Below are 18,456 nucleotides of genomic sequence, written 5' to 3'. Positions count from 1 at the left end.
AAAATCCGCACTTTTGTGCGTTCGTTTGCAGTACGCTTGGCCACGGCAACCACCCCGGCAGAGGGGGTGCCTCAACGCCCTGCGTGTAGACCATCGATCCTTTTCGTGAGGTTTACCATGCGCATCACATCTCAACTCATCTGCCAGGCCGCCGACGACCTCAAGGGTTTTGTCGGCCTCAACCGCAAGACCGGCCAGTACATCGTGCGATTCAGCGAAGACGCGTTCGGCATGGACGTGGCTGATGACGGCATCATGCCCGCCAGCGAATTTGTCTGGTCACCGGCCTCCGGACAGACCATGACCCTCAAGCGCGAGTCGATCCAGTTGCTGCTCGATCAGCACATCGACGACCGGATCAACATCACCGAGCCGTTGCGGGTGTACATGCAAAAACGCGAAGTGCCGGAGATTGTGGCGGTGCGCAGTCTGGTGAAGGGCTGACTATCCGAATCGATAATCGCGCTCCACTTTGCACACTCGCGTATGACATGCCGAGTACCAGGTCGAACGTCCGCGCTCGCGAATGGCCTGGTGCTCGGGATGGTTTTTCCACGCCAGAATCGCCGCTTCACTGCTCCAATAGGAGGCCGTGATCCCGAGCCCGTCCGCGCCCCGGGCCGACTCTACGCCCAGAAATCCCGGTTGTTCTCGGGCCAGTTCAAGCATGCGTTCGGCGGCTTCGGCATAGCCCTGATCGCCTTCGGTGCGGGTCGATGTGAAAATCACCGCGTAGTAAGGCGCCTTTGGGGTTTTGGCAATCATCCCCGTTGCTCCGCGCAAGCTTCGACGAACACCCGCACCAGCGGCGGCAATTGCCCTTTGAGCGCAGCACGTTCCGGTTGAAACAGAGTCGCGACGAAGAACACATGGTTTTTCAGTTCGATGGCACGCAAATCACCGGTCGAATCGTGGCCCACGGCATGCAGGTCATGGGTCAGCAAATCTCGTTCGAACTGCGGATTCACTCCATAACGGCAGCGATACCCTTCACGAATCTCGGACATGTCGTACGCCTTGGCGATCAACGAACCGGGCACCAGATGAATACTGTCCACCGCTTCCACCAGCGAGCAGGTCAGGGGCGAGAGCACGGCGCGGCTGGCATCGGGCGAGGTTTCGCCATGTTCGGCATCGGCCCATCCGAGCACGTTGCGGGAAAACTCCAGCACCGCGTGTTGAAAACCGCCGCAGGTGCCGAGGAACGGTCGCTGCTGTTCGCGCGCAAAACGAATGGCCCGTAGCGCGCCCGCTTCGCTTTTGTAAGGACTGGCCGGGACGCACCAGAAACCGTCGAAGCCGTCGAGCGGTGTATCGGGGTGAATGGCGTCCGTAGCCAGCCATTCGAAATCCACGGGACGGCGAAGGTATTGCGCCGCCAGCCCGAGGGCGACAGGGATGGCTTGATGGGCGGTGACTTGCGGGTCGTAGTCACCGATCAGGGCGATGCGCAGAGCTCTGGATTCCATGAGTGTTCGCTGTGCTTGTTGAGGGATGGCGCTCACTATAGATTGGCGTTCATGCACTCCATATGGGCGTTTTCCCAAGTGATCAATGCAGCGACGCACTATCGACTCGACTTCCCGGATCTGGCACTGATTCTCGCCCTGGTGCGTGGCGGCTCTCTGGCCCGGGCCTCGCAGCTGTTGAAGGTCGATGTGTCGACGGTGTTTCGCGCCGTGCGCCGACTGGAAGCCGCGCTGGGTCAGCAGTTGTTTGAAAAAAGCCGCGCCGGTTATCTGCCCACCACCCTTGCGCAATCATTGGCGGAGCAGGCCGAACGTGCCGAGCAGGCACTCGAAGCGGCGCGCATCGGCGTGGAGCAGGGCGGCGAAGTGGTCAGCGGTACGGTGCGCCTGACCTGTACCGATTCGGTGCTGCAATGCTTGTTGCTGCCGGCGCTGGCGCAGTTCATGCCGAACTACCCGGCGCTGACCATCGAACTGAGCACCTCCAACGATTTCGCCAACCTCAGCCGTCGCGATGCCGACATCGCCCTGCGCCTGACTCGTACACCACCGGAACATCTGGTCGGACGGGAGCTGGCGAAAATTTCCTACCGGGTCTGTGCCAGTGAGCGTTATCTGCAAAAGGTCGATGCATCCGATCTGGCCGTCATGACCTGGATCGCCCCGGACGATTTCCTGCCCGATCATCCGACCGTTGTCTGGCGTCGTCAGCACTTGCCGGGCGTGATGCCGGGCTATCGCTGCAACAGCATGCTCTCAGTGACTGAACTGGTGCGTGCCGGCCTCGGTGTCGCGGCGTTGCCGGACTTTCTGATCACCGAAGGATTGCATGCGCTGAGCGAGCCGCTGCATGGCTACGACACCGCGCTGTGGCTGCTGACCCGTCCGGACTGCCGAGCGTTGCGCTCGGTGGTCACACTGTTTGATGAGCTCGGGCAGGCGTTGCGTTTGTCATGATGGCGGGTCATGTCTTCGGTTGTTGTTCCTGTTGCAAGATGTGCTGATGCAACTCGCGGGTGAGGATTTCGATCCGTTCGGTCAAGTCCTTGGTCATCTCGGTCAGGCGAGTGTTCTGTTCCAGCAATTCGAGCAGTTGGGCGGTGTTCTTCGCCGCTTCCGCCTGGCGCTCGCTGTTGGCCACCGCTAGTGCTTCGCGATGCTGCGCGTCGGCCTCCGATTGCGCTTTGTCCCGTGCCGCCTGGCGAGTCTGGGCCAACAGAATCAGTGGGGCGGCGTAGGCTGCCTGCAGGCTGAACGCCAGATTCAGCAAGATGAATGGGTAGGCATCGAACCGGGTTACGCCCGAGACGTTGAGGCCCATCCAGACCACGACGATCAGCGTCTGCGCGCCAAGAAACATTGGCGTGCCGAAAAAACGCGCGAATGCTTCGGCGCGCAGAGCGAATTTGTCATTGCCGAAGGTTGTGTTCAGGTGGGCGTGAGGGCGGTGGAATCGCAGATGATCGATAGAAGCGTTTGCAGGGTATTCGGATTTTTCTGTGTTCATGACGGGCTCGGCAGGGCGTAGGACTTTGGCTCACTATAGCCCTGCGCCAAGGGTCAGGCGCCGGTGTGACTCAACGCGATGCTGATCGTATTACGGCCGGTGTGTTTGGCGGTGTACAACGCCTTGTCAGCGTCGTCCAACCAATGCAGCGCATCCGGGTAGGTCGATTGAAAACGCGCCAGGCCGATGCTCAGGCTGACCCGCATTTGCGGTACATCGGGGTGGCGGTACTGATGCAGGGCCTGACGCAATTGTTCCATCAGGGCTTCGGCTCTGCCGAGTGGCAGATTGGGCAGGATCACGCAGAATTCGTCGCCGCCGTAACGGCCGGCCAGTGCGTTTTCACCCAGCAGGGATTTGAGTTCTTGACTCAGTTGCTGAAGCACGGCGTCGCCGACGATGTGTCCGTAACTGTCGTTGATCACCTTGAAGTGGTCGACGTCGATCAGTGCGAGTGTGGCCTGATGGTTGTGTTCGCGGCACTGCTGGAACTTGAGGTGCAGCAGGTCTTTCCAGGCGCCGTGGTTGAGCAGGCCGGTCAGGCTGTCGGTGCGGCTCAGGGCACTCAAGGTGCGCTTGTGTTCGGCGAGCTTGATCGCCAGCCGATAGCAGACCGTGCCCAGCGCCAGCGGATAAAGGGTGAGCATCGGCAGGCACGCCCAGACCTGGGTCTGTGTGGCCGTCAGCGTGAATCTGACCCCGAACAGCGACCACCCCAACAGCACGCCGATCACCTGGGCAAGGGCACCGAGCAGGAACAGACGTCGGCCGCCGGCGGCGACATTGTTCATGGTCATCATCGACAGAATGGTCACGGTGACCAGCGGGTTGAACTGAAAACACGCGGTCCAGAAACCACCGAACACCGAGTCATACAGCAGATTGCGGCGCTCGGCGCGATAGGGGAAAGCCGAGCGGATCGACCATTGATAGGCCACATGGGGCCAGACAAAACCATTGAACAGCAGCAGCGTCCAGATCCATGCTGGCATGTTCAATGGATACAGCGCGGCGCCGACGCTGAAGAAACCGATGCCCAATCCAAGGGCACGTGGCAAGTAGATACGTCTGGCGAATGACAAGCCTTTGCCGCGTCGGTTTTCCATGATGTTCTGCGCCAGATTCATTCTGAAACACTTTGCAGTGTAATTCTTCAGAGCGACCGTTCATCGGTCAATGACAGACATTGTCATTTATTCCAGCGGGAAAATTCAGTGTCCTTGTGAGCCAATTACGCGGCGCAGACCTGTTCTAGAGCTGGTAACAGGCCAGGAACATGTCCAGCGCGGAATCGGCCACGGCCTTTTGCGCGGCCGTGTCGAGAGAGGGCTGGCCCATGGAAATCTGCGGCCAGAACGCGAAGGTTTTGAGCAGGCCTTGTAACTGATGCGCGGCAAACTCCGGGTCGACCGGTTTCAACCGACCATCCGCCTGGGCGGCGCGGATCCACACGGTCACGCTTTCCTCGCGTTCACTCATGCGCGTCACCATGTTCTGCGCGCGCTCGGGCGAGTGGATCGTGGCGGCGATGGCGACCCGGGCCAGATCCATGAAATTATCGTCCGCCATCATCTGCAGTTTGGCCAGCAGCATCGTTCGCAGTTGATCACGCAAAGGCTGATCGGGCTGATACGACACAGCTTGCTCGGTGCTGATCCGTGCCCACAACTGGTTGAGAATTTCGGCGAACAGCTCTTCCTTGCTCGGAAAATGGTTGTACACCGTGCGCTTCGACACCCCGGCGCTGGCCGCGATTTTGTCCATGCTGGTGACCTCGAAGCCGTTAGCCCGGAATTCGGAAATGGCCGCCAGGATGATGGCTTCGCGTTTGCGGTCGGTGAGGCGCGTTGGAGCTGTCATAAATTCGATTCGGCAAGAATATGGAGGAAATTACACTCGGCAGTTTACTTGTCATCCGGATTCATGCAACCTAGAAAGTACACCGATCAGTGTAATGTTGCGTTAATCGGTGCCACCTAAAACCAGATGTCCGGCTGATGCGTGCGTGCCTTGGCCATTATCGTCCCACCGTGGAAAACCGTGAATTGCGCGGTTTCTCTGGAGTCATTCAGTCATGGCCAAATCAATTTCCTCCGCGGTCAGTCCTGTACCTGAAGCTTCGCGCCAGGCCGAAGGGACATTCCGCAACCACGCGCCGGTGCAGCGCGAAGGTGTGCGCAAGATGCTGCGCATCATGTGGAACATGATCTTCAATAAACCGCACAACACCCGTCCGGCGTCAGCCATTCCTGTGCAGCCGCTGACCCGTGCCGACCTGATTGCCGCGCCGAACCACAGTGTTTACCGCCTCGGCCACTCGACCCTGCTGCTGAAACTGCAAGACAAATTCTGGATCACCGACCCGGTCTTCGCCGAGCGCGCCTCGCCCGTGCGATGGGCCGGCCCGAAACGCTTCCACCAGCCACCGATCAGCATCGACGAGTTGCCGCCGATCGAGGCCGTGATCCTTTCGCACAACCACTACGACCACCTCGACTATGCGGCGGTGCTGAAACTCGCGGACAAGGTCAACCTGTTCCTCACCCCGCTGGGCGTCGGCGACACCCTGATCAAATGGGGCATCGATGCCACCAAGGTCCGCCAGTTCGACTGGTGGCACGGCACAGAAGTCGCCGGCATCCACTTCATCGCCACCCCGTCGCAACATTTCTCCGGCCGTGGCCTGTTCGATGGCAACCAGACCCTGTGGGCTTCGTGGGTGATCATCGACGGCGACAAGCGGATTTTCTTCAGCGGAGACAGCGGGTACTTCAACGGCTTCAAACACATCGGCGAACAGTTCGGTCCGTTCGACCTGACCCTGATGGAAACCGGCGCGTATAACGTCGAATGGCCCCACGTGCACATGCAACCGGAAGAAACCCTGCAGGCCCACATTGACCTCAAGGGCCGTTGGCTGTTTCCGATCCACAACGGTACGTTCGATCTGGCGATGCATGCATGGCATGAACCGTTTGACCGCATCCTCGCACTGGCCTGGGAACGCAGTGTTTTCATCACCACCCCGCAAATGGGCGAGGCGTTCAACCTGGCACAACCGCAACGTGGGGATGCGTGGTGGTTGGCGGTTGAAGGGGAGAGTGAGGTGGTGGTGCAGGAGGCCTGACTCCCTGATCCAGGTTCGCCTCAAAGAGGCGAACCGAATCACTCCGCCATTGCATAGTCCCCACGCACTGACTCAACTGTGGAACCATTGCTCGTCGAACGCCCCGGCGCAAACCCCGGAAAGAACACCAACCCCTGCGCCTCGAACCGATACGTCAACGCCAGCCGCGCCGCATCCGCCACGTCCTGCTGCGCTTCGAACCGCTGAATGTCGTCAACCGAAACCCCGGCTTCCCGCGACAGTTGCTCAACGCTCCAGCCCAGGATCTCTCGAGCCTGGACGCAATGGGTCGGGGTGAACTGGAAAAGGGCGATACGTTCGAGGATGAGGTTCATCGCTGAAGAGGCCATGGTGTGCTCCGGGCTCGAGAGTGCTGATGGAAAATGTACTGTGTTTTTGTACAGTTGTTTTCGGCCGGGATCAAACGCATTTTTTGATTTGCCCTAGTTCGCCACCTCCAACCAGACGGACGGTGCCTGACCGAGTATCCGACGGAACATCGTCGAGAACGCCGCCGGGCTGTCATAGCCGAGATCCAGGGCAATCCGCGTCACCGCTTCACCCGCCGCCAGCCGTGCCAGCGCCAGCACCACACAGGCGCGCTGGCGCCATTGACTGAAGCTCAGGCCGGTTTGCTGGCGGAACAGTCTGTTGAAGGTGCGCAAGCTTACGTGCAGTTGATCGGCCCATTGCAGAGGCGACTGATGGGCATTCGGCTGATGCAGAAAGGTCTGACACAGTTCGAGCAATCTTCCGTCAGACGGCAGCGGGATATGCAAGGGAAGTGGCGCACTCCGCTGCAATTCATGCAGCAATAAATCGATCAGCACCCCGTCACGCCCGGCCACGTCATAGGTCAGTGGCAGCTCCACCGCTTCCATCAGCAAGTGCCGCATCAACGGCGACACATTGATCACCTGACAGCACTCGCCCAGATCCACCGCCTCCGGCTCGATATACAAACTGCGAGTGCTGACCCCCAGCATCAACACCTCATGCGCCACTCCCGGCGGAATCCACACCGCCCGCTGCGGCGGCACCACCCAGTTGCCGTCATGGGTGCTGACCTGCATCACCCCGGTCGCGCCGTACAACAATTGCGCCCGCCGATGCGTATGACGTGGCAACAGATAGCCGTGGGAATAATCCGTACCGATCGCCACCACCGGACGCGGTGTGTCATCCAGCAGATTGATCGAAACATTGCGCATGAGCGGCCCGGCGATTGGCGTAAACGCAAACATTATTGGCTGACTTGCTGAAGCGGGCCAAACGTTACGGCTCTATCGTCGACCGCTTCCAAACAACGGACGGCGTACCATGTTCTACCTACTGCTGACACTCTTCGGCTGCCTGACCGGCGTCACCGCCGTACTTTTCGGATTCGGCGGCGGCTTCGTGGTCGTACCGCTGCTGTACCGCATGCTCACCGCCAGCCACGGCGCCGACGACCCGATCAGCCAATCCGCCATGCACATCGCCGTCGCCACCTCGACCTGCGTGATGATCGTCAACGCCCTGGTCGCCACCCACAAACACCACCGCGCCGGCAACCTGATCCGTGAGTATCTGTGGCCCTTGGGCGGATTCATTGGATCAGGTGCCATCGTGGGTGCCATCGCAGCCGTGTGGGTCAGCGGCGAAGTCATTCGCTATGCCTTCATCGCCTATCTCGGCGTGACGATTGTCGACTGCCTGCTGCGAAGGGGATTTCTTACGCAGTCCGAAGGTGCCATCCCACGTCGACTGGGAACGGTGGAGACGTCCGGCGGTGGTGTAGGCATTGGCGCCATTGCGACCTTCCTCGGCGTAGGAGGAAGCGTCATGACCGTGCCATTGCTGCGCCGTTGCGGGTTGAGCATGTCCCGGGCGACGTCGATGGCCAATCCGTTGAGCGTGCCGGTGGCGCTGGCGGGCACGTTGACCTACATGGTGATGGCGCGGTTCAGCGAGACAGACCTCGGGCCATGGTTTATCGGGTATGTGGATCTGTTGGCGTTTGCAGTGCTGACGCTGGGCTCGATGCTGGGGATTCGACTGGCCACGCCGTGGATCGGACGGATACCGGATCGGGTGCATGCGTGGGTGTATATCGCGCTACTCATCATCGTGATGCTGGGCATGACACTGAAGTAGCACCTCGATTCCCGCGCGCATCCTCTGCATACTCCGCAGCCTTATTCACTCAGGGATCGATCCATGCTCAAGGGACTGTTGCGCCTGGCGCCATACGCTGCCGTGTTGTTTTCACTGCTTTCCACCGCTCAGGCTGACGACGGCAGGCGTGTGTTCACCGGCACGCTGGGCACGACGCCGATTGTGGTCGAGCTCAATACGCAGCAGGTGGATGAAGTGACCGGTCGTTACTTCTACGAAAGTACCACCGCGATTTGGCCCTCAGCGGCGCACTGCAGGACAGCACGCTGACGCTGGTTGAAGGCACCAATCGCTACGGTGCCCGCCAGCGAACCTTACGAATATCTGCGGTTACAGGGGCTAAAGCTCAAAGCCACGAAAAAAGAAGATTTCATGGGCTACCCCCTTCAATGGTGGACGGAGCCCGAGTCGAAGATTGCCTTGTTTATCGTGGAATCCAGCCTGCCGAAAGATGACGTGCAGCGGGTCAACCAACAGGTCTGTACCTCGGCGCCTACTTTGCTCGCGTCGCCTGCGCCTGCGATGCGCCGGACTGGTCAGTCCTGCCGTACTCAGTCGTCAAACAACACCCCGGCGCCGTCAAACTGCAACTGCCCCAAGGCTGACCATCACGCCAGACCCGGCGCTTCACGAATGATGAAGTGATCCAGGTTCTCGATATTGGCATTGAAGACCTCGAAAGGCTTTTCGGGGTTCTTCTTGCTCGGCACCTGTTTCAACTCCGGCGTCACACCATAGAAGAAGCAGAACAACGCCTTGTCACTGTCGATGGCGTGCTTGATCTCTTCCAGAAACGCCTTGCGCTTGCGGTAGTTGTCGATCAGCTTTTTGTTGAGATAGACACTGACCGGATAAGGTTTTTTCTTGATGTCATCCGGCTTCTTGAACCAGACCTTGTCTTCGAAATCGATCCGGAAACTGGCGCTGTGGAAGTCCTCGATTTTCTTGATCCGGCCCCAGTAAATCAGCCCCTTGTTGTCCGTCAGGTACTCGATTTTCTTGAAGAACGAACTGTATGGCGCCGTATGCTCGCCAATCTTCAACGGCATGCGCTTGAGCAAATCCTTGTCCGCGAAGTTCGATACAAAACACTCCACGGGGTGAGCGAAGACACTGGTCTTGTCAGGCGCCGTCTCCCGACTCGGCGATTCTTTTGAGGGGGTAGCCACCACCCGCACCGGATCATCCCGCAACACATCCGCCACTTCAGTAGGCGCGGCAGGCTTGCGTACATACTCACGGCGCGTCAGCAACAACTCCGACGGGAAATGCTCCTCACGCCCGTCATCCGCTTCCCCATCCGCCGCCTCAACCCCCGACGCCGGCGTCTTCACACTCACATACGGACAACCTGCCACATGCTGCGTACCGGGCAGATTCTTGAAGTGCGGCGTGCGCACGTAATTCACGTTCTTGGCGTTGAACGTACCCAACTCGTTGGAGGCATCGAACGCCGAACGACAGGCGTCGTTGGGGCACTGGAAATGCTCCTTGGCGGAATCGAACGCCACCGTCTCATCGAAATTGAGATCGCGAACGTCATAGATCGACAACCTGTCGTCGAGGCTGAGGCAGTAGGCGAGGTCGAATTTCATGGTGGGGCTCGGGTCCTTGAGTGGGGGCGGGGTATTAATAGCGGGAGGTACGTGTTGGCGCACCTATTAATTCACCTTAGTAACCAGCTTCGTCATGTTTTCGGCCCGTTTTCGGTGTCTTGGAAGGCCTTTCTTTGCGACAAGGACTCGATCGCTGCTTTCTAGGTGTTGTTTTGAGTTGCGAGTGAGAGTCTTCTGTGGATTGTGTAGGAGATTTCCTGGAATTTGGTAGTCTTCATCCTCTGGTAGGGAGGGGAGTGGATGCCAGCTGTAATTGCCGAAAATGATGAGTCAAAGTGGGACGACAAAACAGGAGTTTCTTATCACTTTCCGAAGCAGTACCGAGCGATTCTGGCTGAAGGAACGAAGGTGCTCTATTACAAAGGGAAGATGACAAACAGGGCTTTTTCAGGGCAGCGTCTGAGTACTGAACCTCATTATTTTGGGGTTGCTCGAATAGGTAAGGTTTACGCAGATGTGAACAGCAAGCAGGGGGATTGGTTTGCTGTCATTGAAGATTTCAAACCATTTGAATCTGCGATCCCGATCAAAGCCGATGGGGAGTATTTTGAGCAGATTCCTGTAAATCTTAAAAAAAATTATTGGCGGAATGGTGTTCGCCCAATTGGTGAAACCGTATTCGACCAAATCTTATCCCGAGCGGCGTTGAAGTCGGTTCCGATTGATCAGCTCAGTCCAACCAATATCACGCAGGAGTTTGAAACCAAGATCGTTGGTACTGAAGGGAAAAAAGTAATTTACTACGGTGTTAGATATGAGCGCTGTCCAAAGCTGAGAGCGCAGGCAATCGCTATTCACGGGCTTCAATGCAAAGCCTGCGATTTTGACTTTGAGAAAGCATACGGAGCTCATGCAAAGGGTTTTATTCACGTGCATCACGTGAAACCCATTTCTGAATTTGGCGAGAATCAGGTTGTGGATCCCGAGACTGATTTGATCCCGCTTTGTGCAAATTGCCACGCGATTGTACATAGAAAGCCCCAGCAGCTACTGAGTGTTGAACAATTGAAAGGTATTCTCAGTGGGCGTTGGGTTTTTGACGATTTAACCTAAGGTGCAAAATGGATTAACAGAACAGCTACCGAGAATTGAGAACCCACGTCAGTTGGGACTGTCAGCCGCCCATAAAAAAGCCCCGATAAAATCGGGGCTTTTGCTTTCTCAATTCGATGACTCAAGCAGCAGTCTTCAAATCGTGGCGAGCGAGACGATTAGTCCCAGCTCAGCGCACCACCAGTTTGGTATTCGATCACACGAGTCTCAAAGAAATTCTTCTCTTTCTTCAAGTCCATGATCTCGCTCATCCAAGGGAACGGGTTAGTCGTCCCTGGGTACTCTTCCTTCAAGCCGATCTGCGACAGGCGACGGTTAGCGATGAACTTCAGGTAGTCCTCCATCATCGCCGCGTTCATGCCCAGTACGCCGCGAGGCATGGTGTCACGCGCGTATTCGATTTCCAGCTGGGTGCCCTGCAGGATCATCTGCGAGGCTTCTTCCTTCATTTCGGCGTCCCACAGGTGTGGGTTTTCGATCTTGATCTGGTTGATCACGTCGATGCCGAAGTTCAGGTGCATGGATTCGTCGCGCAGGATGTACTGGAACTGCTCGGCGACGCCGGTCATTTTGTTGCGGCGGCCCATGGAGAGGATCTGGGTGAAGCCGCAGTAGAAGAAGATGCCTTCCAGTACGCAGTAGTAGGCGATCAGGTTGCGCAGCAGTTCCTTGTCGGTTTCGACGGTGCCGGTGTTGAATTCCGGGTCGGAGATGGCGCGGGTGTATTTCAGGCCCCAGGCGGCTTTTTTCGCGACCGACGGGATCTCGTGGTACATGTTGAAGATCTCGCCTTCATCCATGCCCAGCGATTCGATGCAGTACTGGTAGGCGTGGGTGTGGATCGCCTCTTCGAACGCTTGGCGCAGGATGTACTGGCGGCATTCCGGGTTGGTGATCAGGCGGTACACGGCCAGGGCCAGGTTGTTGGCCACCAGGGAGTCGGCGGTGGAGAAGAAGCCGAGGTTGCGCATCACGATGCGGCGCTCGTCGTCGGTCAGGCCTTCCGGGTTTTTCCAGAGGGCGATGTCGGCGGTCATGTTGACTTCTTGCGGCATCCAGTGGTTTGCGCAGCCGTCCAGGTATTTCTGCCAGGCCCAGTCGTACTTGAATGGCACGAGCTGGTTGAGGTCGGCGCGGCAGTTGATCATGCGCTTTTCGTCAACGGCGACACGGGCGGCGGAGCCTTCGAGTTCGGCGAGGCCTTCGGCGACGTCGAGCGAATCCAGTGCAGCCTTGGCGCGGGCAACGGCAGCCGAGTCGGTGGCGGTCACGGCGCGGGCTTCGAGGGCGGCGGCACCGCCGGCGCTGTCGAGGCGGTCCATGGTGGCTTCGGCAGCGCGGCCGGCGTTAGCGCCTTTCACTACTGCTTCTTCACTGTCTTCTTTGTCGAATTCGTCCCAGCTCAGCATGACGTGTCGTCTCCTGCGTGAGGGCCTGTGCCCGTGTGAAAACTGATGGGTTGGTTTTTCACACGGCCGTACAGGCCGCGTTGGATGTCGTTTTTTGCAGCGGTGCTACGCAGGCAATAAACAGAAAATTTTTTCGGGTTTCCGAGAGCCTCTGACGGGCGCGAGACAGCGTTGACGCTGCTGCGGGGCTTCAGAATGGCTTTGATCCCTGTAAGGGAATATTGCTGACCCGATGGGGCGGCATTATAGGGAAAAAAACACGGCTGTGCTGAGGCGAATCCGCGCATTGCGCGGTCGGGGAGGCTGGTTTTTCGACGAGAGCGAGGGTTTACAGGGCTTTGCCGGGGATAGATTTTTTTTCGAAAAAATCTCGCAATTGTGGATTTGCTCAAAAAACGAACAAAAAAACACTATTTTCACTACATGTTGTGTTTTGCAAGAGCTTTTTGCAGCTCCAGACACAACTGAGCCCGACCGAAGCCGGGCTGGAATCGACCCTCGATGTTGCGCCGAGCGGTCCGATCCGGTGCAGTCTCAAACCATCAATTGGTACAGCCGTTACCCATCACGCTGTAACGCAGGATGTGACGCTGGCCGGTGGAGTCGTCGTACTCCATTTTCATCGGTACCACTTCGCAGACATTCGGAACTTCGCTCATCGATACAACTTTGGCGATGTCCAGGTGAGTGGAGTAAGTGTATTCCTCGATGGCCGGTTGTTGCTGTGCGACATCAGTCGGGACCTCGTCTGCCATGGCGGTTGCGCACAGACTGCTGAGGGCCAGAACCAATAAAGCTTTCATTTGAAATTTACCTTCTTGAGGTCGAGTGGGGTCACGCAACCTTTTTGGGGTTGCGTGTGGAACTTCATCGTTTGGGTTTGTTACTTCAGAGCTGGATTAACGGCCTTCGTGGGGGCTGTAACCTTGTTAATCACTTTGCCTTGTCGGCGAGGCAGATTTTAGGGAGACGGGGTGGGGGTAAACAGATGCGGTTTTGATAAACACCTTTGGCAGATTTGGTAACAATCGCCGCCGAGCCACAGGAATCAGGGCTTGCGGGGTGCTCAAGGGGAAACATCGGGATTATCGCCACGACCTGTAGGGGCTTGTTACTACCATCGTCGAATGGTTCTATACGGTCGCCCCGGCTACAACAGGGTCATACAAAAACAACTATTACACCGAGGTAGGAAAGATGAGTGCGGCTTCTCTGTATCCCGTTCGTCCCGAGGTTCTGGCCAATACGCTGACCGACGAGGCGACCTACAAAGCCATGTACCAGCAGTCGGTCGTCAACCCTGACGGTTTCTGGCGCGAGCAAGCCAAGCGTCTCGACTGGATCAAGCCTTTCACCACGGTGAAACAGACTTCGTTCGACGATCACCATGTCGACATCAAGTGGTTTGCCGACGGCACCCTGAACGTTTCCTACAACTGCCTCGACCGTCATCTGGCCGAGCGCGGCGATCAGGTCGCCATCATCTGGGAAGGCGACGATCCTTCCGAAAGCCGCAACATCACCTACCGCGAACTGCACGAACAGGTCTGCAAGTTCGCCAACGCCCTGCGTGGCCAGGACGTGCACCGCGGTGACGTTGTCACTATCTATATGCCGATGATTCCCGAAGCCGTGGTCGCCATGCTGGCCTGTGCCCGGATCGGTGCGATTCACTCGGTAGTGTTCGGCGGCTTCTCTCCGGAAGCCCTGGCCGGTCGCATCATCGACTGCCGCTCGAAAGTGGTGATCACCGCTGACGAAGGCATCCGTGCCGGCAAGAAGATCTCCCTCAAGGCCAACGTCGACGACGCCCTGACCAACCCGGAAACCAGCAGCATCCAGAAAGTCATCGTGTGCAAGCGCACCGGCGGCGACATCAAGTGGAACCAGCATCGCGACATCTGGTACGAAGACCTGATGAAAGTGGCGGGCACCGTTTGCGCGCCGAAAGAGATGGGCGCCGAAGAAGCGCTGTTCATCCTTTATACCTCCGGCTCCACCGGCAAGCCGAAGGGCGTGCAGCACACCACCGGCGGTTACCTGCTGTACGCGGCCATGACCCATGAGCGCGTGTTCGACTACCGTCCGGGCGAAATCTACTGGTGCACCGCCGACGTCGGCTGGGTGACCGGTCACTCCTATATTGTTTACGGTCCACTGGCCAACGGTGCGACCACGCTGCTGTTCGAAGGCGTGCCGAACTACCCGGACATCACCCGGGTGGCGAAGATCGTCGACAAACACAAGGTCAACATCCTCTACACCGCGCCGACCGCAATCCGCGCGATGATGGCCTCCGGCACCGCTGCTGTCGAAGGCGCGGACGGCAGCAGCCTGCGTCTGCTCGGTTCGGTGGGCGAGCCGATCAACCCGGAAGCCTGGGACTGGTACTACAAGAACGTCGGCAAGTCCCGTTGCCCGATCGTCGACACCTGGTGGCAGACCGAAACCGGCGGCAACATGATGAGCCCGCTGCCAGGCGCTCATGCCCTGAAGCCGGGTTCGGCGGCACGTCCGTTCTTCGGTGTGGTGCCGGCGCTGGTGGACAACCTCGGCAACATCATCGAGGGCGAGGCCGAGGGCAATCTGGTGATTCTTGATTCGTGGCCTGGTCAGGCCCGTACCCTGTACGGCGACCACGACCGTTTCGTCGACACCTACTTCAAGACTTTCCGTGGCATGTACTTCACCGGTGACGGTGCCCGCCGCGATGCCGACGGTTACTACTGGATCACCGGTCGCGTGGACGACGTGCTCAACGTGTCCGGCCATCGCATGGGCACCGCCGAGATCGAAAGCGCGATGGTCGCTCACCCGAAAGTCGCCGAAGCGGCGGTGGTGGGTGTGCCGCACGACATCAAGGGGCAGGGCATTTATGTCTATGTCACGTTGAAAAATGGTGAAGAGCCGAGCGAGCAGTTGCGCCTGGAGCTGAAGAACTGGGTGCGTAGGGAGATCGGCCCGATCGCTTCGCCGGACGTGATCCAGTGGGCGCCGGGGCTGCCGAAAACCCGTTCGGGCAAGATCATGCGCCGCATCCTGCGCAAGATCGCTACCGCCGAGTACGAAGGCTTGGGCGACATCTCGACGCTGGCCGACCCGAGTGTGGTGCAGCATCTGATCGATACGCACAAGACCATGAACGTCGCGTAAGCGAAGGGTCTGAAGGCTGAAAAGCCCCGCCCGGCATCGCGCCGGTCGGGGCTTTTTGTTTTCGATCACGCCACGTTGATCGTTCCCACGCTCTGCGTGGTAACGCCTTCTTGGACGCTCTTGGGACGCGGAGCGCCCCGGGCTGCATTCCCACGCGGAACGTGGGAACGATCAGTTACTGGGTGTGGCCGGGTTCAAGGTGAGGGGGGATTTTCGGCCAATAATTATCGAATTGCTCCGTCAGTCCATTCCTGTTGTTACCCGCCAGCCTTCAAGTAACCGAATGTGTAACCGCCCGCCCCGCAACGGGGCAATGAGAAACGTATCGCCCCGTTTCGGCGCCTCAAAACTCCGGTGAAAAATAAGACATCACCCCGCGCTTGCCGGATTAGAAGGGTTTGCGAATAATAGGCCCGCAATTTGCAGCATAGATCGGTTCACTGTCTTTTGCTCTTGCATGAAATTGCGGAGCTGTCAATGTGCTCAGGCGAGCTTCTCGGTGCTTCTGTAATTTGTTGTCGCATTGAAGAAATATCGGCTTCAGACCTGTCGTTAGAATGCCGATCACTCGCTCGTCGTGGCTCATGTTGAAATCGCTTCGGGTTTCAATGGGAGAAATCCTACGGACGCAGCAGCGCTTTTCCGTTCCACCCATTCGCATATTGGGCTGTCGCTCACTCTGCCGTTTTTGCCCTTTACCGATGGAGTCCCAAGATGAAGAAACTTGTGCTGCTTGGCGCCCTGGCACTGTCCGTGCTGTCCTTGCCGACATTCGCCGATGAAAAGCCTCTGAAGATCGGTATCGAAGCGGCTTACCCTCCATTCGCATCCAAAGCCCCGGACGGCAGCATCGTCGGTTTCGACTACGACATCGGCAACGCCCTGTGCGAAGAAATGAAGGTCAAGTGCCAGTGGGTCGAGCAAGAATTCGACGGTCTGATCCCGGCACTGAAAGTGCGCAAGATCGACGCGATTTTGTCGTCCATGTCGATCACTGAAGATCGCAAGAAGTCCGTGGACTTCACCAACAAGTACTACAACACCCCGGCCCGCCTGGTCATGAAGGAAGGCACCGTGGTCAGCGACAAGCTGACCGAGCTCAAGGGCAAGAACATCGGCGTGCAGCGTGGTTCGATCCACGAGCGTTTCGCCCGCGAAGTCCTGGCGCCGCTGGGTGCCGAGATCAAGCCGTACGGCTCGCAGAACGAAATCTACCTCGACGTTGCCGCCGGTCGCCTCGACGGCACCGTGGCGGACGCCACCCTGCTGAACGACGGCTTCCTGAAAACCGACGCCGGCAAGGGCTTTGCGTTCGTCGGCCCGCAGTTCACCGATGAAAAGTACTTCGGTGACGGCGTAGGCATCGCGGTGCGCAAGGGCGACGCCCTGAAAGACAAGATCAATACTGCCATCGCGGCCATTCGCGAAAACGGCAAGTACAAGCAAATCCAGGACAAGTACTTCGACTTCGATATTTACGGCAAGTAAAGACGTCGCTCGACCCGTCCGAAATGGCGCAAGCAACAGGATCTCTGCGGTTTGCGCCATTTTTTCATCCCAACTTTCGAGGACCTGAATCATGTTGAAAGGCTACGGGGCTGTCATCCTCGATGGCGCTTGGCTGACGCTTCAGCTCGCCTTGTCGTCCATGGCCCTGGCCATCGTTCTCGGGCTGATCGGCGTCGCGTTGCGCCTGTCGCCAGTGCGCTGGCTGGCCTGGCTGGGCGATCTGTATTCCACGGTGATTCGCGGAATTCCCGATCTGGTGCTGATCCTGCTGATCTTCTACGGCGGTCAGGACCTGCTCAACCGTGTCGCCCCGATGCTGGGCTATGACGAGTACATCGACCTGAACCCGCTGGCCGCCGGTATCGGCACCCTTGGTTTCATCTTCGGTGCGTACCTGTCGGAAACCTTCCGTGGCGCCTTCATGGCGATCCCCAAGGGTCAGGCCGAAGCGGGCATGGCCTACGGCATGAGCAGCTTCCAGGTGTTTTTCCGGGTGCTGGTGCCGCAGATGATCCGTCTGGCGATTCCGGGCTTCACCAACAACTGGCTGGTGTTGACCAAGGCCACCGCGCTGATTTCCGTGGTCGGTCTGCAAGACATGATGTTCAAGGCCAAGCAGGCGGCCGACGCCACCCGCGAGCCTTTCACCTTCTTCCTCGCAGTGGCGGCGATGTACCTGGTGATCACCAGTGTCTCGTTGCTGGCGCTGCGTCACCTTGAGAAGCGCTACTCGGTAGGCGTAAGGGCGGCTGATCTATGATCTTCGACTACAACGTCATTTGGGAGGCTCTGCCGCTGTACCTCGGCGGTCTGGTCACCACCCTCAAGTTGCTTGCATTGTCGCTGTTCTTCGGTCTGCTGGCGGCGCTCCCCCTGGGGTTGATGCGCGTGTCCAAGAATGCCGTGGTCAACGGTGTGGCGTGGCTTTACACCTACGTGATTCGTGGCACGCCGATGCTGGTGCAGCTGTTCCTGATCTACTACGGTCTGGCGCAGTTCGAAACCGTACGTGAAAGCTTCCTCTGGCCATGGCTGTCCAGCGCCACGTTCTGTGCGTGCCTGGCGTTCGCGATCAACACCAGCGCCTACACCGCCGAAATCATCGCCGGCAGCCTGAAGGCCACGCCGAACGGCGAGATCGAAGCGGCCAAGGCCATGGGCATGTCGCGCGTCATGATGTACAAGCGCATCCTGCTGCCGTCGGCCCTGCGCCGGGCGCTGCCGCAGTACAGCAACGAAGTGATCATGATGCTGCAGACCACCAGTCTGGCGTCCATCGTGACCCTGATCGACATCACCGGTGCGGCCCGTACCGTCAACGCGCAGTTCTACCTGCCGTTCGAGGCGTACATCACTGCCGGCGTGTTCTACCTGTGCCTGACCTTCATTCTGGTGCGCCTGTTCAAGCTGGCCGAGCGTCGCTGGCTGAGCTACCTGGCCCCGAGGAAGCACTGAT

The 18,456-nt window shown here is 58.4% G+C and carries 19 protein-coding genes and 1 pseudogene; 10 read left to right on the top strand and 10 right to left on the bottom strand.

Annotated elements, in window-relative coordinates; genetic code table 11:
• Positions 1 to 117: 117 nt before the first annotated feature.
• Complete coding sequence (locus ACK6BI_RS11355) at positions 118 to 444, top strand: DUF2025 family protein (protein WP_409317131.1); 327 nt, start codon at positions 118 to 120, stop codon at positions 442 to 444.
• Here ACK6BI_RS11355 and ACK6BI_RS11350 read toward each other — a convergent pair whose 3' ends face one another.
• Complete coding sequence (locus ACK6BI_RS11350; RefSeq protein WP_409317130.1) at positions 445 to 765, bottom strand: antibiotic biosynthesis monooxygenase family protein; 321 nt, start codon at positions 763 to 765, stop codon at positions 445 to 447.
• Positions 762 to 1,469: a CTP synthase gene (locus ACK6BI_RS11345; RefSeq protein WP_409317129.1), complete on the bottom strand. Its 708-nt coding sequence runs from the start codon at positions 1,467 to 1,469 to the stop codon at positions 762 to 764. The genes ACK6BI_RS11350 and ACK6BI_RS11345 overlap by 4 nt, the downstream gene beginning before the upstream one ends.
• A 15-nt stretch (positions 1,470 to 1,484) precedes the next feature.
• Between ACK6BI_RS11345 and ACK6BI_RS11340 the strand changes: the two genes are divergently transcribed.
• On the top strand, positions 1,485 to 2,426 hold the full coding sequence (locus tag ACK6BI_RS11340; protein WP_409317128.1) for a LysR family transcriptional regulator: 942 nt from the start codon (positions 1,485 to 1,487) through the stop codon (positions 2,424 to 2,426).
• Between the two features lie 7 nt (positions 2,427 to 2,433).
• Here the strand turns inward: ACK6BI_RS11340 and ACK6BI_RS11335 are convergent, their stop codons facing one another.
• The 3 genes from ACK6BI_RS11335 to ACK6BI_RS11325 all read right to left on the bottom strand — a co-directional run bounded on the left by ACK6BI_RS11335 (position 2,434) and on the right by ACK6BI_RS11325 (position 4,836).
• Positions 2,434 to 2,976, bottom strand: coding sequence for a DUF1003 domain-containing protein (locus ACK6BI_RS11335; RefSeq protein WP_409317127.1), 543 nt, complete (start codon positions 2,974 to 2,976; stop codon positions 2,434 to 2,436).
• A 53-nt stretch (positions 2,977 to 3,029) separates the two neighbouring features.
• On the bottom strand, positions 3,030 to 4,082 hold the full coding sequence (locus ACK6BI_RS11330) for a diguanylate cyclase (RefSeq protein ID WP_409317178.1): 1,053 nt from the start codon (positions 4,080 to 4,082) through the stop codon (positions 3,030 to 3,032).
• A gap of 145 nt (positions 4,083 to 4,227) precedes the next feature.
• On the bottom strand, positions 4,228 to 4,836 hold the full coding sequence (locus ACK6BI_RS11325; protein WP_409317126.1) for a TetR/AcrR family transcriptional regulator: 609 nt from the start codon (positions 4,834 to 4,836) through the stop codon (positions 4,228 to 4,230).
• Between the two features lie 214 nt (positions 4,837 to 5,050).
• Between ACK6BI_RS11325 and ACK6BI_RS11320 the strand changes: the two genes are divergently transcribed.
• The gene (locus ACK6BI_RS11320) at positions 5,051 to 6,103 is read left to right on the top strand and encodes an MBL fold metallo-hydrolase (protein ID WP_409317125.1); all 1,053 of its coding nucleotides are present in this window, start codon (positions 5,051 to 5,053) and stop codon (positions 6,101 to 6,103) included.
• 38 nt (positions 6,104 to 6,141) lie between these two features.
• On the opposite strand, the gene ACK6BI_RS11315 is transcribed toward ACK6BI_RS11320, so the two are convergent.
• Both ACK6BI_RS11315 and ACK6BI_RS11310 read right to left on the bottom strand, forming a co-directional pair.
• Complete coding sequence (locus ACK6BI_RS11315; protein ID WP_409317124.1) at positions 6,142 to 6,453, bottom strand: multiprotein-bridging factor 1 family protein; 312 nt, start codon at positions 6,451 to 6,453, stop codon at positions 6,142 to 6,144.
• 93 nt (positions 6,454 to 6,546) lie between these two features.
• Positions 6,547 to 7,314, bottom strand: a complete 768-nt coding sequence (locus tag ACK6BI_RS11310) for an AraC family transcriptional regulator (protein WP_409317123.1) — start codon at positions 7,312 to 7,314, stop codon at positions 6,547 to 6,549.
• A 109-nt stretch (positions 7,315 to 7,423) separates the two neighbouring features.
• On the opposite strand from ACK6BI_RS11310, the gene ACK6BI_RS11305 reads away from it, so the two are divergent.
• On the top strand, positions 7,424 to 8,239 hold the full coding sequence (locus ACK6BI_RS11305) for a sulfite exporter TauE/SafE family protein (protein ID WP_409317122.1): 816 nt from the start codon (positions 7,424 to 7,426) through the stop codon (positions 8,237 to 8,239).
• A gap of 63 nt (positions 8,240 to 8,302) precedes the next feature.
• Positions 8,303 to 8,740, top strand: a pseudogene (locus tag ACK6BI_RS11300) (hypothetical protein); the annotation flags it as partial.
• Positions 8,741 to 8,868: 128 nt separating this feature from the next.
• Here the strand turns inward: ACK6BI_RS11300 and ACK6BI_RS11295 are convergent.
• On the bottom strand, positions 8,869 to 9,855 hold the full coding sequence (locus tag ACK6BI_RS11295; protein ID WP_409317121.1) for a hypothetical protein: 987 nt from the start codon (positions 9,853 to 9,855) through the stop codon (positions 8,869 to 8,871).
• 261 nt (positions 9,856 to 10,116) lie between these two features.
• Between ACK6BI_RS11295 and ACK6BI_RS11290 the strand changes: the two genes are divergently transcribed.
• Entirely contained in the window at positions 10,117 to 10,929 is an 813-nt protein-coding gene (locus ACK6BI_RS11290; protein ID WP_409317120.1) for an HNH endonuclease, read from the top strand.
• A 158-nt stretch (positions 10,930 to 11,087) separates the two neighbouring features.
• Here ACK6BI_RS11290 and ACK6BI_RS11285 read toward each other — a convergent pair whose 3' ends face one another.
• Positions 11,088 to 12,338: a ribonucleotide-diphosphate reductase subunit beta gene (locus tag ACK6BI_RS11285; RefSeq protein ID WP_409317119.1), complete on the bottom strand. Its 1,251-nt coding sequence runs from the start codon at positions 12,336 to 12,338 to the stop codon at positions 11,088 to 11,090.
• A 542-nt stretch (positions 12,339 to 12,880) separates the two neighbouring features.
• The gene (locus tag ACK6BI_RS11280) at positions 12,881 to 13,141 is read right to left on the bottom strand and encodes a DUF2790 domain-containing protein (RefSeq protein ID WP_085709715.1); all 261 of its coding nucleotides are present in this window, start codon (positions 13,139 to 13,141) and stop codon (positions 12,881 to 12,883) included.
• 394 nt (positions 13,142 to 13,535) lie between these two features.
• Here ACK6BI_RS11280 and acs point away from each other — a divergent pair, with 394 nt between their 5' ends.
• From acs to ACK6BI_RS11260, 4 genes are all read left to right on the top strand, one after another.
• The gene (acs, locus tag ACK6BI_RS11275) at positions 13,536 to 15,491 is read left to right on the top strand and encodes an acetate--CoA ligase (RefSeq protein ID WP_409317118.1); all 1,956 of its coding nucleotides are present in this window, start codon (positions 13,536 to 13,538) and stop codon (positions 15,489 to 15,491) included.
• Positions 15,492 to 16,205: 714 nt separating this feature from the next.
• A complete protein-coding gene (locus tag ACK6BI_RS11270) occupies positions 16,206 to 16,979 on the top strand; it encodes an ABC transporter substrate-binding protein (RefSeq protein ID WP_065261786.1) in 774 nt (257 codons plus the stop codon).
• Positions 16,980 to 17,070: 91 nt separating this feature from the next.
• The gene (locus ACK6BI_RS11265) at positions 17,071 to 17,760 is read left to right on the top strand and encodes an ABC transporter permease (RefSeq protein WP_065261785.1); all 690 of its coding nucleotides are present in this window, start codon (positions 17,071 to 17,073) and stop codon (positions 17,758 to 17,760) included.
• Positions 17,757 to 18,455 carry an ABC transporter permease gene (locus ACK6BI_RS11260; RefSeq protein ID WP_260520630.1) on the top strand — a complete coding sequence of 233 codons (699 nt, stop codon included), beginning with the start codon at positions 17,757 to 17,759 and terminating at the stop codon, positions 18,453 to 18,455. Before ACK6BI_RS11265 ends, ACK6BI_RS11260 begins: the two co-directional genes overlap by 4 nt.
• Position 18,456 lies beyond the last annotated feature (1 nt).

The sequence above is a fragment of the Pseudomonas sp. KCJK9016 genome (assembly GCF_046231795.1).
Classification (GTDB): domain Bacteria; phylum Pseudomonadota; class Gammaproteobacteria; order Pseudomonadales; family Pseudomonadaceae; genus Aquipseudomonas; species Aquipseudomonas bananamidigenes.
This window is presented reverse-complemented; position numbering and strand designations above follow the sequence as displayed.

Excerpts from the sequence above, each read along its gene's own strand:
- ACK6BI_RS11355 (WP_409317131.1), top strand. The coding sequence starts at position 118 with ATGCGCATCACATCTCAACTCATCTGCCAGGCCGCCGACGACCTCAAG.
- ACK6BI_RS11350 (WP_409317130.1), bottom strand. The coding sequence starts at position 765 with ATGATTGCCAAAACCCCAAAGGCGCCTTACTACGCGGTGATTTTCACA.
- ACK6BI_RS11345 (WP_409317129.1), bottom strand. The coding sequence starts at position 1,469 with ATGGAATCCAGAGCTCTGCGCATCGCCCTGATCGGTGACTACGACCCG.
- ACK6BI_RS11335 (WP_409317127.1), bottom strand. The coding sequence starts at position 2,976 with ATGAACACAGAAAAATCCGAATACCCTGCAAACGCTTCTATCGATCAT.
- ACK6BI_RS11330 (WP_409317178.1), bottom strand. The coding sequence starts at position 4,082 with ATGGAAAACCGACGCGGCAAAGGCTTGTCATTCGCCAGACGTATCTAC.
- ACK6BI_RS11325 (WP_409317126.1), bottom strand. The coding sequence starts at position 4,836 with ATGACAGCTCCAACGCGCCTCACCGACCGCAAACGCGAAGCCATCATC.
- ACK6BI_RS11320 (WP_409317125.1), top strand. The coding sequence starts at position 5,051 with ATGGCCAAATCAATTTCCTCCGCGGTCAGTCCTGTACCTGAAGCTTCG.
- ACK6BI_RS11315 (WP_409317124.1), bottom strand. The coding sequence starts at position 6,453 with ATGGCCTCTTCAGCGATGAACCTCATCCTCGAACGTATCGCCCTTTTC.
- ACK6BI_RS11310 (WP_409317123.1), bottom strand. The coding sequence starts at position 7,314 with ATGCGCAATGTTTCGATCAATCTGCTGGATGACACACCGCGTCCGGTG.
- ACK6BI_RS11305 (WP_409317122.1), top strand. The coding sequence starts at position 7,424 with ATGTTCTACCTACTGCTGACACTCTTCGGCTGCCTGACCGGCGTCACC.
- ACK6BI_RS11295 (WP_409317121.1), bottom strand. The coding sequence starts at position 9,855 with ATGAAATTCGACCTCGCCTACTGCCTCAGCCTCGACGACAGGTTGTCG.
- ACK6BI_RS11290 (WP_409317120.1), top strand. The coding sequence starts at position 10,117 with ATGCCAGCTGTAATTGCCGAAAATGATGAGTCAAAGTGGGACGACAAA.
- ACK6BI_RS11285 (WP_409317119.1), bottom strand. The coding sequence starts at position 12,338 with ATGCTGAGCTGGGACGAATTCGACAAAGAAGACAGTGAAGAAGCAGTA.
- ACK6BI_RS11280 (WP_085709715.1), bottom strand. The coding sequence starts at position 13,141 with ATGAAAGCTTTATTGGTTCTGGCCCTCAGCAGTCTGTGCGCAACCGCC.
- acs (WP_409317118.1), top strand. The coding sequence starts at position 13,536 with ATGAGTGCGGCTTCTCTGTATCCCGTTCGTCCCGAGGTTCTGGCCAAT.
- ACK6BI_RS11270 (WP_065261786.1), top strand. The coding sequence starts at position 16,206 with ATGAAGAAACTTGTGCTGCTTGGCGCCCTGGCACTGTCCGTGCTGTCC.
- ACK6BI_RS11265 (WP_065261785.1), top strand. The coding sequence starts at position 17,071 with ATGTTGAAAGGCTACGGGGCTGTCATCCTCGATGGCGCTTGGCTGACG.
- ACK6BI_RS11260 (WP_260520630.1), top strand. The coding sequence starts at position 17,757 with ATGATCTTCGACTACAACGTCATTTGGGAGGCTCTGCCGCTGTACCTC.